General features: G+C 67.8%; 10 protein-coding genes. 1 reads left to right on the top strand and 9 read right to left on the bottom strand.

From position 1 onward, the window contains the following. Positions 1–75: 75 nt before the first annotated feature. From ABIE51_RS16165 to ABIE51_RS16145, 5 genes are all read right to left on the bottom strand, one after another. A complete protein-coding gene (locus tag ABIE51_RS16165) occupies positions 76–2172 on the bottom strand; it encodes a glycosyl hydrolase family 18 protein (protein ID WP_325050570.1) in 2097 nt (698 codons plus the stop codon). A 439-nt stretch (positions 2173–2611) separates the two neighbouring features. Continuing rightward, the gene (locus ABIE51_RS16160; RefSeq protein WP_354504519.1) at positions 2612–3880 is read right to left on the bottom strand and encodes a c-type cytochrome; all 1269 of its coding nucleotides are present in this window, start codon (positions 3878–3880) and stop codon (positions 2612–2614) included. Then, complete coding sequence (locus tag ABIE51_RS16155; protein WP_354504517.1) at positions 3877–7314, bottom strand: molybdopterin cofactor-binding domain-containing protein; 3438 nt, start codon at positions 7312–7314, stop codon at positions 3877–3879. The genes ABIE51_RS16160 and ABIE51_RS16155 overlap by 4 nt, the downstream gene beginning before the upstream one ends. 67 nt (positions 7315–7381) lie before the next feature. Continuing rightward, on the bottom strand, positions 7382–9778 hold the full coding sequence (locus ABIE51_RS16150; protein WP_192631461.1) for a bifunctional diguanylate cyclase/phosphodiesterase: 2397 nt from the start codon (positions 9776–9778) through the stop codon (positions 7382–7384). Positions 9779–10071: 293 nt separating this feature from the next. Next, positions 10072–11469 (bottom strand): L-serine ammonia-lyase, encoded by a 1398-nt coding sequence (locus ABIE51_RS16145; protein ID WP_157030981.1) that lies wholly within the window; start codon positions 11467–11469, stop codon positions 10072–10074. Between the two features lie 104 nt (positions 11470–11573). Between ABIE51_RS16145 and ABIE51_RS16140 the strand changes: the two genes are divergently transcribed. Beyond that, positions 11574–11828 carry a glutaredoxin family protein gene (locus ABIE51_RS16140; protein WP_192631460.1) on the top strand — a complete coding sequence of 85 codons (255 nt, stop codon included), beginning with the start codon at positions 11574–11576 and terminating at the stop codon, positions 11826–11828. Between the two features lie 41 nt (positions 11829–11869). Here the strand turns inward: ABIE51_RS16140 and ABIE51_RS16135 are convergent, their stop codons facing one another. From ABIE51_RS16135 to ABIE51_RS16120, 4 genes are all read right to left on the bottom strand, one after another. Continuing rightward, positions 11870–12064: a hypothetical protein gene (locus tag ABIE51_RS16135; RefSeq protein WP_192631459.1), complete on the bottom strand. Its 195-nt coding sequence runs from the start codon at positions 12062–12064 to the stop codon at positions 11870–11872. Positions 12065–12603: 539 nt separating this feature from the next. Beyond that, positions 12604–13173, bottom strand: coding sequence for a YceI family protein (locus ABIE51_RS16130; RefSeq protein ID WP_192631458.1), 570 nt, complete (start codon positions 13171–13173; stop codon positions 12604–12606). After that, complete coding sequence (locus tag ABIE51_RS16125) at positions 13173–13766, bottom strand: cytochrome b (protein ID WP_192631457.1); 594 nt, start codon at positions 13764–13766, stop codon at positions 13173–13175. The genes ABIE51_RS16130 and ABIE51_RS16125 overlap by 1 nt, the downstream gene beginning before the upstream one ends. Then, positions 13763–14506: a YceI family protein gene (locus tag ABIE51_RS16120; RefSeq protein WP_192631456.1), complete on the bottom strand. Its 744-nt coding sequence runs from the start codon at positions 14504–14506 to the stop codon at positions 13763–13765. The genes ABIE51_RS16125 and ABIE51_RS16120 overlap by 4 nt, the downstream gene beginning before the upstream one ends. Positions 14507–14666: the final 160 nt, after the last annotated feature.

The following is a 14666-nucleotide window of genomic DNA, read 5'->3' as shown; positions in this document are numbered from 1 at the left end:
CAGTGAGATCGGCGCCGAGGGCAAAACCCGTTGACGGGTCTGGAGAGTCGGTTGTGGCCTTGCGATGTCAGCGCATCACTTCAGCCCGTTGTTGATCGTGTTGACCAGCGTGCCGGCCGCGTCGTCGCCGCTGAACTCCCAGAAGAACGCGCCACCCAGGTTCTGCGCCTTCACGTAGCTCATCTTCTCGGTGACCATCGCCGGCGTGTCGTAGCTCCAGAACGTGTTGCCGTCGTACTTCCACGTCGCGCGCGCGTTGGCATCGGTGTAGATCGTGCCGGGGCGATCCTTCAGGACCTTGTAGTCCTCGTTGCCCGCCTCGTACGTGCCCGGCGCCGCCGAACCGCTCTGGTACAGGCCGTTGTTGACGTTCGCAACGCCCGTCCAGCCGCGGCCGTAGAAGCCGATGCCGAGGTTGAGCTTCGACGCCGGCACGCCGCGGGTGAGGAAGGCCTCCATCGCATCGTTGCTGTTGTAGAGCTTCTGGTCGCCCGTGGACGGATCGTTGGGCGAATCGAACAGCGCGGAGTGATGGTTCGTGCGCGCATCCCACGTGCCGTGGAAGTCGTACGTCATCACGTTGATGTAATCCAGGTACTGGTGGTACGCGGCCGGATCGGTGACGCGCACCTTGTCCACGCCCGCACCGGCGGCGATGGTCAGCAGCAGGCCCGGGCGCACCGCGTTGAGCTGGCGGCGGAACTCGGCCAGCAGCGCGGTGAAGTTGGCGCTTTCCTCCGGCGTGCCGCAGGTGAGCCCGCAGGCCGACGGGTATTCCCAGTCGAGGTCGATGCCGTCGAACACGCCCGCTGCCGCGCCCGCACCGCCCGCGCCGTCGGTGACGGGCAGGTTGCCGCGGATGTACGCGTCGATGCACGAGGACACGAACGCCACGCGGTTCTCCGGGCGCGCCGCGCTCGCGAAGCCCCGCGACCAGGTCCAGCCGCCGAGCGAGATCAGCACCTTCAGGTTCGGATACTTCGCCTTGAGCTGCTTGAGCTGGTTCCAGTTGCCGCGCAACGGCTGATCCCAGGTGTCGGCCGCGCCGCTCACGCTTTCGCCGGCCTGGAAAGCCTTGGTGTAGTCGGCGAACGCATCGCCGCCTTCACCCGTGCTTTCGTTCGTCGGGATCGTCACACCGACCTGGCAGCGGTTGTTGCGCACGTTGCCGAAGGCGTAGTTGATGTGCGTGATCTTCGACGCCGAGCCGCTGGTGTCGATGTTCTTCACGCGGTAGTTGCGGGCGTAGATGCCCCACTGCGCGAAGTAGCCGATCACGCGCTTGTTGCCGCCGGTGCCGCCGTCGAGCGTCTTCGCGCTCACCGCGCTGCTCTGCGCGGACGCGTTGGACGGACTGGCCGCATCGCGCGCACGCACGGTGTAGCTGTAGGTGGTGTTCGCCGTCAGCCCGGTGTTGGTGTAGCTGGTGGTCGTCGGCGAAGCGATCAGCGTGCCGCCGCGATACACGTCGTAGCCCGCCACGCCCGCGCCGCCGGCATTGTCGGTGGAGGCGTTCCAACTCAGCGCGATGCTGCTGGACGACAGCGCCGTCGCCGACAGGCCCGTCGGCACGCTGGGCGGCGTCGTGTCGGTCGGCGGCGTTCCGTTGACGGTGATGTTCGCCGCGCTGGAGGTCGTCGTCGCGCCCTGGTTATCGGTGGCCTTCGCGGTGAAGCTGTGGCTGCCGGCGGTGGCATTGCTCCAGGTCACCGCGTACGGCGCGCTGGTATCGACGCCGAGCGATACCGAGCCGCGGAAGAACTCGACGCTTGCGACGGTGCCGTCGCTGTCGCTCGCATTGGCGGTGACGGCGATGCTGCTGCCGGCGTTGTAGGTAGCGCCGTTGGCGGGCGAGGTGAGTGTCACGGTCGGCGCCTGGTTCTGCCCGCCCGTGCCGCATGCGCCGAGGTCGGTGTACCAGCCACACGTCGGACAATGCGTCGGTGGCGCGTTCCAGATCTGGATGTTCGCCTGATACAGGCGGTTCTGATACACCAGCTTGTCGCCGGGGTTGTAGATGGTGGACGCGGTCCACGCGGGTATCGCGGCGCACGACACCGTCTGCGCCTGCACCGCGGGGATCGTCCCCATCAATGCGAGCAGCGACGAAAGCGCGAACGCGACCGGTCTTGCGGCACTCCTGTTTGCATCTCTCACGAGCTTCCCTCCGATACGAGATTGACCGCCACACATGCCGGACCCGACCGGGCCCGGCTCCTTAGCTGTTCGGGAATGCCGCCGGACGAGGCCCGCCATCGCGGGCGCCGCGCGCGAGGCGCTGGTCGGCGTTGAAGGCGTACAGGCGCGAATCCGACACGCTGACCTCCGCAGGACGGAACCGGTGGCTGGCGGCGTCTTGCCGCGGACATTGGCCCGGTCGATGGCTGACAACGTTGTCAGCGGGTCCGGGGTCGATCCGTGATCACGTCCGCACTTTGCGGTGCGCACCGTTCGACGCCGACGAACGTACGCGCGCATCGCACGGAAAACGGGTGCGCGTCACGCAGGTTTAATGAATGTCTCAGGACATTCGTTAAACGCGACGAGACAGCCTTGAAGCCGATCGCCGCGATGTTGCACTGCCGCACGCGACCGGCGTGCGGCGTGGCAATCAATGCCTGCTGCGCGCGTTGCGCAGCTCGCGCACGGCAGCTTCGGTTACCGCTGCCGTCTGTCCTCCGTGGCGCTGACGCAGCCACGTGGCGAGTGCAGCGACCTCGGCGTCGCTGAGGTCGTCGGCGAAGCCCGGCATGTCCTGCATGCGCGCGATGCCGGGGAAGTCGTGCACCGGCAGGCCGTCGAGGATGGCCACGATCAAATTGTGCGGATCGGCCTCGCGCAGGCTGCTGCTCTCGCGCAGGCTCACCGCGACGTTCGGCACGCCCTGGCCGTCCTTGCCGTGGCAACCGGCGCAGAGGTTGAAGTAGCTGCGTTGCGCGGGCCCTTCGCCGATCGCCGCGTTCATGGCGATCGTCTTCGGCGCCGGCGGCGTGTCGCCGAGCAGGTAGGTCGTCATCGCGGCGAGGTCGTCCTCGCTCAACCGGCTCGTCGACAGCCCGACCACCATCAGCATTTCGTTGGACGCGACGGCGCGTTTGCTCATGCCGGTGGAAAGATAGTCGCGCAGCATCGCCGCATCCCAGCCGCGTGCGGCGAGGCCGGCGGGCGTGATGTCCGGCGCGGCGAAACGGCCGAGGTCCGAGTTGCCCGATAGCGGTCGATCGAGCTTCATCTGGCCCAGCGCGCCGCGAGGGGTGTGGCATTCGCCGCAATGACCGAGCGTGTCGACCAGATAGCGCCCGCGCTGCCATCGCGCCGATGCACCGCTTGACGCCGCCGGGATATCGCGCGCGGCGAAGAGCAGGTTCCAGCCATGCAGCGCGGTGCGGAAGTTTGCGGGGAACTGCACGTCGTTCTCCGCGTTCGGCTGCGCCACGGCCGGCTGGTTCATCAGGTACGCGTAGATCGCGTCGCTGTCCTCGCGCGGGATCGTGCGGTACGACGCGTACGGCATCGCCGGATAGAGCTGGTGCCCGTCGCGCGCTTCGCCGCGGGTGAGCGCATGGAAGAACTCGTCGGCGGTATAGCGGCCGATGCCGTGGTCGGGATCGGGCGTGATGTTGGTGCCGTGGATCGTGCCGAACGGCGTCCGCATGGCGTAACCGCCGGCGAACGGTGCGCCACCGGGTGCGGTGTGGCAGGCCGCGCAGTCGGCGGCATCGGTGAGGTAGCGCCCGTGCGCGAGTTGTTCAGCCGTCGCCGCGACATGCTGCACCGGCCCGCGACGCGCGTGCCAGCCAAGCAACAGGTTCGCGAGTACGACGACGATGACGATGAGCACCAGCCACGCGAACACGCGTTTCATGCCGACGCGGGTCATGGCGCCTGCTCCTTCGTGCCGTCCTTCACCAGCCCCGGCGTGGTCAGCACGAGATCCTTCACCGCCTGGTAATAGCGCACGTAGCCGGTGCAGCGGCACAGGTGCGGATTGAGCGCTTCCAGCACCGTCGATTCGACGTCGTCCTTCGCGATGGGGTGCTTCGCAAGGTTCTCGATCAGCACCGTCGCCGCGTTGACGAAGCCCGGCGTGCAGTAGCCGCACTGGAAGCTGAAGTGGTCGAGGAAAGCCTGCTGCACCCGCGACAGTTCGACGATGTTTCCGGCTTCGTCGCGACGCGCGTGGCCTTCGACGGTGCGAATGCGCTTGCCGGCGAAGTAGTGCGCGCCGGTGATGCAGCTGCGCACTTCACGCGGGCCGCGGCGGTTGTCGTTCGAATCATCATCGACGATGACCGTGCACGCGCGGCATTCGCCCTGGCCGCAGCCGAAGCGCGTGCCGGTGAGGCCGAGGAAATCGTGCAGCACGTCGATCAGCATCATGTCTTCGGGCACGTCGAGCGGCCCGTACGAGCGCCCGTTGATCTGCAGCGTCAGCGGACGCTTGTTTGCCGGAACCGTGCTCATGCCGGCTGCTCCTGTTTCGTTGCGGGCGCGTTGCGAAGCGCCGCCATGACGGCCCTCGCGCGTAATGGGCAGTTCGCGGAAGCGATGCCCCGTTGCGTGCGCGACGGCATTGGCGATCGCCGGCACGACGGCGATCATCACCACCTCCGCCATGCCTTTCGGTGGATCGGTGTCCGACAGCGGCGGCAGCACATCGCCGGTCTGCGTCCACACGGCGACGTCCTTCGCGCGCGGCAACGTGTAGCGGTTGAAGTTCCACGTGCCGTTGCCCGGGCCGTCCTCGTACAGCGGCAGGCCTTCGTGCAGCACGTGGCCGATGCCCATCGCGAGGCCACCCTGCAACTGGCCGGAGACGAGGTCGGGCACGATCGGCTTGCCGCATTCGAGCACGGAGTGATGGTTGAGCAGTTCGACGGTGCCGGTGGCGGTGTCCACGGCGACTTCGGCAATGGTGCCGATCGCGCTGTAGTACACGACGCCTGCGTTGTTGCGCTGTGCCGGCGGGTAGTACGCGCGCGTGCGCTCGATCATGCGATAGCCGTTCGCGGTCGGCGTGCCGCGCCCGTTCGCGCTGCCGTCGCCCCAGCGCAGCGCGACGCCGTCCAGGGGCAGTCGCGCGTCATCGCCGTCGAGCGGGAAATCCGCCTCGGCCCATTGCCAGCGGTTGAACGTGTGCACGATCGCGCCTGTGACGAGGCCCATCTCGTAGACCTTGTCGACCAGCGCCTGCAACGGCAGCGGCGCGAGGCTGTGCGCGGTGAGCTTGCCGTCGACCCAGCGTGCGTCCTCGCGACGCACCACCAGCGGCGCGAGCTGTCCGCCGCCGAAACCCTGTCCCCAGATCGCCAGCGCCGCCGGCCACAGTCCCTGCGTGAAGAGCAGTCGCGCCGCCTCGCGCGTGGTATGGCTGAAGAAGTACGCGGAGTTGCTTGCGCTGCTGGGACTGACAAGGTTCGGCGTCCAGCGCGGATTGCCGACGTTGCGATCCTGTTCGGCCTGCGACATCAGCCATGGATCGGCGTTGGCGAACATCGGCAGCTCGGTCCATGCGCTCTCGCCGGTCAACACGTCATCGGCAGGGCGTCCGAGCCACTGGATGCACACCGCCGCCTGGCTGGTCGCCATGCCGGTGCCCATCTCCACGCCGACGTGGCGCAGGCGCACGCGGCCGTTCTTCGACAGGGACACTTCCGCGAAGGCCGCTTCCGCGCCGGTGCCGAAATCCTTCTGCACGCAGCCGAACCCGATGCCGTGGCGCTTGCCGGGGTGGCTTGCTTCGTACTCCGCCTTGCGCTGCGCACGCTGCGCCCACAGCGGATGCGTGCGGCATCGGGCCAGCACTTCGTCCGCACGCTGCGCGCCACCGGGAATCGCGCCCTGCGTGTTCTTCATGCCGGTGGCGAAGACGTTGCGCTGGCGCAGGTCGATGGCATCGAGCCCGAGTTCGTCGGCGATCTCGTCGATCATCATTTCCGTCGCGCCCATGCTTTGCAGCGTGCCGTAGCCGCGCGCGGAACCGGCATCGAGCGCGCGCGAGGAAATCACGGTGCTCGCCAGGTCGCTGCGCGGGAAGTAGTAGATCGACTGCGCCGCCGTCGCCGCGACCAGGCACACCGACGGCGAAAAATTCATGCGACCGCCGCCATCGCCGACCATGTCGGCGGCGAAGGCCTGCAACTTGCCGCTCTTGCGATCGACCGACATGCGGTACTTCATGCGGAAGCTGTGGCGCTTGAGGCTCGACTGGAACTGCTCGTAGCGGTCGTTCGCCAGCCGTACCGGCTTGCCGTCGCCGTAGAGTCCCGCCATCAGCGCGTAGAACGGGAACGGGTTGTGGTCCTTCGACCCGTAGCCGACGGTGTAGCAGGGATGCAGCACGAGGTTGCGCACGCCCAGTCGGCTGGCAGCGAGCATCGTCGCGCCGGCTTCGGCGACTTCCTGCGGCGACTGCGTGGCCGACACCAAATGCAATGTCGCCGTGGCTGCTTCGAACCACGCGTTGCCGTTGTCCGGTTCCAGCGCCGCGGTATCGATGGACGGCGAGAAGTACTCGCGTTCCATCACCAGCGTGCCGTCGGCGGGCGCATCGAGTTCGGCCGCCATGTCCGCCGCGAACGCCGCGCCCTGCGCATCGAGCGAGCCGTGCGCGTTCGCCTGCGGCCACAGCGGGCGCTTGCGGTCGAAGCCGGACGGGAGCAGCGGCGTGTCCTTCAGCGACGAATATGCGTCGTCATCGAACGGCGTCGCGCCGCCGACGCGCACGTAACGGAACGCGGCCCACGGCGGGCGCTCGAGCGGCCCCGTCTGCGCGCCCCAGCGGATCGTGTCGTCGCGGAACTTCAGTGCGTTTTTCGCCGCGCGGAAGCGCGCGAAATCATGGAAGACCAGCAGCGCAACCGCCTGCCCGAGGTAGGCGGGCGTTTTTCCTTCCGGAAGCAGCATGTCCTCGCCGTAGAACGCGGGGAACGCCACGCCGTCGCGCTGCAGGTCGGCGGCGGTGACGATTCGGTCCGGTTTCAGCGCATCGCCGAGCACGGACAGGTCGAAGCCGGCGTAGAGGTGGTCGGCCTGCGTGACGCGCAGCAGCATCGCGTGCGATTGCTGCTCCGGCCAGCCGGGCAGGTCGCGTGCCCGCATGTCGAAGGAGAACACCTTCTCGCCGGTGACCTTGGCGGTGGCGTCGGTGCGGTAGCGGATCTTCCCGGTGCGTGCATCCCACGGCATCGGCCGCAGGCGTTCGGTTTCGAACAGCGCCGCCAGCGCGGTGCTGCCAGGCGGGGCGATGTAGACGCCGATGCCGGCGACGACGCCGAGCTTGAGGAAATCCCGGCGACTCAGGCGGGCAGACATGGCGTACCTCCAGCGGACTCAGCCGCGCGATGGTACGCATGCCGTGCGTTTCGCCTATGCGAAAACCTCAGGCTGGCATGGGCCGCAGAAGTCGCCTTTCGAACTCTGACGCCAGCATCGGCGCGCCGAAGAGGAAGCCCTGCACCTGGGCGCATTCGGACGCCAGCAGCGGCGCGACCTGCGCCTCGCGCTCGACCCCTTCGGCCACCACCTGCATGCCGAGGTTGCGCCCCAGTTCGACCACCGCGCGCACGATCGCCAGCCCGGCCGGATCGCGGTCGATCTGGTCGGTGAAGGCGCGGTCGATCTTCAGCTTGCGCAATGGAAATTCGCGCAGATGGCTCAGGCTGGAATAACCCGTGCCGAAATCGTCCAGCGCCATCGCGACGCCGAGGTCGGACAGCGCGACCATCGTTGCGATGCTTGAGGCCGGATCGGTCATGATCTGGCGCTCGGTGATTTCCAGCTCCAGTCCGTCGGCCGGATAGCCGTGCCGGCGCAGCACGCGATCGACCGCGTTGCGCAGCCGGTTCGCATCGCGGAACTGCGCGCTGGAGACGTTCACGGCCATGCGCATCGGCATCAACCCGCGCGTGCGCCACGCGGCCGACTGGCGCACCGCTTCCTCCAGCACCCATTCGCCGAGCTGTTCGATCAGGCCGTGTTCCTCGGCCACCGGGATGAACGTGGATGGCGTGATGCGCCCGTGCCGCGGGTGATCCCAGTACACCAGCGCCTCGGCGCCGATAACGCGCCGGTCGCGCAGCTGGATGATCGGCTGGTACAGCAGCACCAACTGGCCGAGTTCCTGCGCGTTGCGCAGTTCGTTGAGCATCGCGAAGCGGCGCGTCACCGAGGCTTCCATGTCCGGCAGGAAACGCAGGTGCACGTTCTTGCCGGCGCCCTTGGCCTGGTACATCGCGATGTCGGCGCGCTTGAGCAGCTGGTCGTGGTCGCGTCCGTGTTCGGGATGGCGCACGCTGCCCAGGCTTAACGTGACGCCGAGCTGTTCGCCTTCCATCCACAGCGGCACCGCGACGCGGCGTATCAGTTCCTCCGCGATGCCCGCATCGCGCGACGGCGAACCGCTGGGCAGCAGGATGATGAACTCGTCGCCACCGAAGCGGAACACCTCGCCGCGCTCGCCGACGCCTTCGCGCAGGCGATGGGCGATCTGCGCCAGCACGCGATCGCCTGCGCTGTGCCCGAGCGAGTCGTTGATCTCCTTGAAACCGTCCAGGTCGGCGAAGATCAGGCCGAAGCCGTCGGGATCGCGCTGCGCCAGCGCCTGCTCGAGCCTGACTTCGAACTTGCTGCGGTTGGGAAGGCCGGTGAGCGTGTCGAAGTACGCCAGGTGCGCGATGCGGTCCTGCGCCTGCTTGCGCTCGGTGAGGTCGATGATCGACGCCACCACCAGGTTGCGGCCCTGCACGGTGATCGGGCTCAGGCCCAGTTCGACCGGCACTTCAACGCCGTCGCGGCGCAGGCAGTGCAGCTCGTGCTCGCCGGCGCCCAGGTGCGTGCGGCGCTGCACCTGCAGGAAACGCGCGCGTTCGGCGGGGCAGCGCGGAAGCAGACGGGCGGGAACCAGGACTTCGACCGCACATCCCACCAGTTCGCCGCGCGAATAGCCGAGCAGGCGCTCGGCTTCGACATTGGCCAGCGAGATGCGGCCGTCGGCATCGACGATGATCATCGCGCCGGGCGCGCCGTCGACGAGCGCACGGAAGCGCTGTTCGCTGGCGTGCAGGTCGCGTTGCGAGCCGATGGTGATCGCCGCCAGGTACAGCAGCGCGATGCCCACGATCACCAGGTTCAGGCGTTCGCCGGGTATCGCGCCGGGCGCGAGCAGGCACATCGCGTCGGGCGCGATCTGCAGCGCCGCCATGCCGGTGTAGTGCGTGCCGCACACGCCCAGCGCCATCAGCGCGGCCGCGCCGAGCTGCACGCCGAAGCGCGGTTCGTTGCCGATCCACGAGAACCGCGTGAGCAGGTGCAGCGCGACCAGCGACACGGCAAAGGCGACGACGACCGACGCCGCGACCCAGAACGTGGAATACGTCGCCGCGGGCGAGAAGGGAATCGCCGCCATGCCGATGTAATGCATGCTGCAGATGCCCATCGCCATGAACGCCGCGGCGAGCAACACCTGCCCGAAGTTGCGCCGGCGCGTGCCGGCCACGTACAGCGCGAGCACCGAGGCGAGCACGGCCGGCACCACCGACAGCGCGGTGAGGCGAATGTCGAACATCATCGGCAGGGGCAGGCGGAAGGCCATCATCCCCGTGAAGTGCATCGACCAGATGCCCAGCCCGAACGCGATGCCGCCCGCCCACGCCCACAGCGGCGTACGGCGCGACGTCGCGCTGCGGACGCGCCCGGCGAGCTGGATCGCGACGAACGCCGCGAACCACGCGATGAGGAACGACAGGACAAGGGTCCTGAAGTCGTAACTGCCCTGCATGCCGCTCCCCTCCCCAGAGAAGCAGACCGATGGTCTCAATGCCTATCGGCCGGGGTCGGGGGAACTTTAGGGCGGAGGTTGGCGGTTCGTTGGGCGGGCTGGGGTGGTTGGTGGCAGGAGCGGCGCGTCCGTAGCCCCTCTCCCGCGTGCGGGACAGGGGTTGGGGTGAGGGCAGCTCTTGTGCGCGGGAAAACGAAGCGCGCACCTCGGCGCTCAGGCAGCCATCATCAAGGCGCCGAAAAACGAACGGGCCGCTTGCGCGGCCCGTTCAATGCCCCAACGAGGTCGCCCCGTCAGCACTCGATGACGTTCACCGCCAGGCCGCCGCGCGAGGTTTCCTTGTACTTGTCCTGCATGTCGCGTCCGGTGTCGCGCATGGTCTTGATGACCTTGTCGAGCGAGACCTTGTGCTTGCCGTCGCCGCGCATCGCCATGCGGCTGGCGTTGATGGCCTTCACCGCGCCCATGGCATTGCGCTCGATGCACGGGATCTGCACCAGGCCGCCGATCGGATCGCACGTCAGGCCGAGGTTGTGTTCCATGCCGATTTCCGCGGCGTTCTCGATCTGGCTCGACGTGCCGCCGATCGCCGCGGTCAAACCCGCGGCCGCCATCGAACACGCGACGCCGACTTCGCCCTGGCAGCCGACTTCGGCACCGGAAATGCTCGCGTTTTCCTTGTAGAGGATGCCCACCGCCGCAGCGGTCAGCAGGAACGTGCGCACGCCCTGGATGTTGGCGCCGGGGCAGAAGCGATCGTAGTAATGCAGCACCGCCGGGATGATGCCGGCCGCACCGTTGGTCGGTGCGGTGACGACGCGCCCGCCCGCGGCGTTCTCCTCGTTCACGGCCAGTGCGTAGAGGTTCACCCAGTCCAGCGTGGTGAGCGGGTCGCGCATCGCCGCTTCCGGGCGCGAAGCGAGTTCGTTGTGCAGCGCCGGCGCGCGACGCGACACGTGCAGTCCGCCCGGCAGCGTGCCCTTCTCGCGGATGCCGCGCGCGACGCACGCCTGCATCGCGTTCCAGATCTCGTCCAGGCCCGCGTCGATCTGCTCCGGCGTGCGCCATACCTGTTCGTTGGCGTACATCAGCTGCGCGATGCTCAGGCCGCTGTCGCGACTGCGCGCCAGCAGTTCGTCGCCGGAGCGGAACGGATGCGGCAGTTCGGTGGTGTCGGCGACGATGCGGTCTTCGGCCGCTTCGTCCTGGTTCACCACGAAGCCGCCACCGACGGAGTAGTAATCGCGCGTCGCGATCACGTTGCCTTCGGCGTCGAATGCAGTGAAGCGCATGCCGTTGGTGTGGAACGGCAGCTTCTGGCGCTTGTTCATGATGAGGTCGTGCTTCTCGTCGAAGCCGATCTCGTGGCGATCGAACAGGCGGATCCGCTTGCTGCTGCGGATGCGTTCGAGCGCGGCCGGAATCAGGTCCGGGTCGATCTCGTTGGGGAGGTGGCCTTCCAGTCCCATCAGCACCGCCTTGTCGGTGCCGTGGCCGCGACCGGTGAGGGCCAGCGAGCCGAACACCTCGGCGCGCACGCGTGCGGTGCGTGCGAGGTCGCTGCCGTCGCCGTTGCCGCCTTCGAGCAGCCAGCGCTGCACGAAACGCGCGGCGGCACGCATCGGGCCGACGGTGTGGGACGAACTCGGCCCGATGCCGATCTTGAAGAGGTCGAAACTGCTGACGGCCACGTACTGCTCCGGAAGAGGGCACGGCGCGCACGACGGCAGCGCCGGAATTCCCGCTATTCTACGCGGCCCGCGGGGCCCGCCCCGCCATACTCCGGCGCATTGCGATGCAGGACGTGCCCACCGTCGCACCCCCGCTGACGCTGTTCCAGCGCGACGATTGCCATTTGTGCGACCTGGCGCTGGAGGTGCTCGCGCTGGCGCGCGCACCGGAGTTCGAGAGCGTGTTCATCGACGACAACGATGCGCTGGAGTCGCGCTACGGGGTGCGCGTGCCGGTGCTGCGCGACGAGACGCGCGGGATTGAACTGGACTGGCCGTTCGACGTCGCGGCGGTGTCGCGGTTTCTTGCGGACGCGTAGTCGTTCTTGCGGGCGCGTAGTCGACTTTTTTTGAATCAGGCTTAACCGACGCGTTGCACGTTACCCGTCATCCCGGCGAAGGCCGGGATCCAGGCCCGCATCGTTCGGGCACTCTCGCGTCGGTGGCCCACTCCACCGTCATTCCAGCGAAAGCTGGAATCCATCTTGATCTTGCCGCTGCCGCTGCCGTGGCCGTGGCCGTGGCCGTTGCCGTTGCCGTTGCTCTTGCTCGTCATTCCCGCGAAGGCGGGAATCCAGGGACTTTCCATGCTTTAGCCGTAGCCCGGCAAAGCAAAGAAGAATCACCCGCCAAGCTTCCGATCGCCTGCGGCGCTCGGGTCACTTTTCTTTGCTCGCACAAAGAAAAGTAACCCAAAGAAAGTGCGTACAAGTCCAACCCAGTCCCACGACCGGAAAGCGAAAGGGCGCGTTCGCGATTCGCCATCCATGGCTCAGCGCTCACCGCCGCACATCCTGTGCGGCGCCCTCCGGGGCTAGCGACGAATAGGCTGTTCAACAGCAACAGCAACAGCAACAGCAACAGCAACAGCAACGCCAACGCCAACGCCAACGCCAACGCCAACGCCAACGGCAACGGCAGGTGGATTCCAGCTTTCGCTGGAAATTACGGCGCGTGCTCCGTAGCCCCTCTCCCGCGTGCGGGAGAGGGGTTGGGGTGAGGGCAGCTCTGTGGACCGGGCAAGCGAAGCGCACCCGGATAACCGGCGCAGCTACGTCCTTCGCGAATGCCTATCCCGATACCGCAACAGGCGAATTACTTCGCCGGCGCGAATACCACCTTCGTGCTCACCGCGACTTCGTTCGGGATCAGAGCGGTGTCGGCCCAGTCGCCGCCGCCGACGCCGAAGTCCAGTCGCTTCACCGTCGCCTTGCCACTCAGCACCGGCTGCGCGCCGGGGGTCCAGGTGAAGGTCAGCGTCACCGGCTTGGCGACGCCGCGCAGGGTCAGCGTGCCGTCGGCGGCGTACTGGTTGCCGCCGAGGCTGCGGAACTTCGTCGCGGTGTAGCGCGCCTGCGGGAACTTGGCGATCGAGAAGAAATCCGCGCCGCGAAGCGTGTCGTCGCGATCGCTGTTGGCGGTGCTGGCGCCGGCGAGCGGAATGGCCACGTCGAGTTTGGAGGTCGCCAGCTTCGCCGGATCGAAGCTCAGCTTCGTCGCGAAGCCCGGGATCTTGCCGGTGAACACTTCGCCTTCGTACTTGCTCGCGAAGGTCAGCGACGAGCCTGCGGCCTGCACGTAATCGGCGGCGAAGGCGGGAAGGGCGAACGCGGCCAGCGCGGTCGCCAGCAGGGCGGGCGCCAGCAGGACGGGCTTGGTAGACATCAATGGATCTCCGGAACGGGGGACGGATCGGGGGAGGCCGCGCGACGACGACGCGGCAGCATGCGCGCGAGCGTGTCGTCGTGCTGGAACAGGTGGTGGTAGAACGCCGCCGCCGCGTGCACCGCGACCAGTGCGATCAGCGCCCAGAACAGCCATTCGTGCGTGTCGCGCATGACCGGCGCCAGCGCCTGGCTCGGATCGGCGAGCTTGGGCACCTTGAACTGGCCGAACCAGCGCAGCGGACGCAGGCCGCTCAGCGAGTCGTAGATCCAGCCCGACAACGGCACGGCGAAGGTCAGCACGTACAACAGCACGTGCGTGACCGTCGCCACGCGTTCCTGCACGCGCGGCGTGCCGGCCACCGGTTTCGGCGCGCCGGCGAACCAGCGCCACAGCAGTCGCATGACGACGAGCGCGAGCACGGTCAGGCCGAATGACTTGTGCAGGTCGTAGACCCAGAACCAGCGCGGCGACTTGGGCAGTTCGACCATGACCAGGCCGACCACGCCGAGCCCGAGGATCAGCAGCACGATCAGCCAATGCAGCAGCTGGCTGACGGGACCCCAACGGTCGGCGGAATTTCTCAACATCATGGCGTGGGCTCGGGTTGGGTTTCGGGCGGGGTTTCGGGGTGCGATTCGACGGGCGTTTCCGGCGACCCGGAAGGTTCCGTCGAGTCCGGCGCCTGCTGCGCATCGGTTCCGTTGCGCGCGCGTTCGGCTTCGGCCTCGATGCGAAGTTCGACCTGATCGCCGATGACCGTGGGCCACGCGCTCATGCCGAACGCGCTGCGGTTGAGCGTTGCGGTCGCGGAAAACCCCGCGGTACGGCGGAACGGCGGCAGCGGATGGCGCTTGAGTGCGTTGAAGGTCACATCCATGCACAGCGGCTTCGTGACGCCGCGAAGGGTGAGGTCGCCGCAGACCTTCGCATGGTCGGCGTCGGTCGCTTCGATCTTCGTCGAGACGAAATGCGCGTCAGGATGGCGCTTCGTATCGAGCAGGTTGGTGGCGCGCACCGCGTCGTTCCATTTCGCGTCGCCGAGGTCCAGGCGCTCCAGCGGCACGCGTACGTCCAGACGCGCGCTGGCCCAGTCGTCGCGATCGAACACCAGCGTGCCGGTGCTGCCCGAAACGGTGCCCATCGCCTTCGAAAACCCGGCGTGGTCGATCGCGAACAGCACCCGCGTGTGGACCGGGTCGATCGCGTAGGTCTCGGGCTCGAACGCCTGGGCGGCCGGCACCACGCACAGCGCGGCGAGGGCGAGCCACGCGGCGCGATACGGCGGTCGGAGGGCGGGAGGCTTCCGCGCCGGAGCGGGGCGGTCGGGCATCGGGCTCTCCGGCGTGGACGATGCCGGGATTCTAGGCGCAGCCGGGTGAACAGGGCGGGCGAGTGGCGTAACGAACCGTTGCAGCCGCGAAGGCGGCCCGGGACCGCCGGAAAAGGCCCATTCCCCTTGCCGATCCCGCCCGACCCACGTAAGACGTGCA

The sequence above is a fragment of the Lysobacter sp. OAE881 genome (assembly GCF_040546665.1).
In the GTDB taxonomy this organism is placed as follows: domain Bacteria; phylum Pseudomonadota; class Gammaproteobacteria; order Xanthomonadales; family Xanthomonadaceae; genus Lysobacter_J; species Lysobacter_J soli.
Note: the sequence above shows the minus strand (reverse complement) of the source record. Positions and strands in the feature narration are given on the sequence as shown.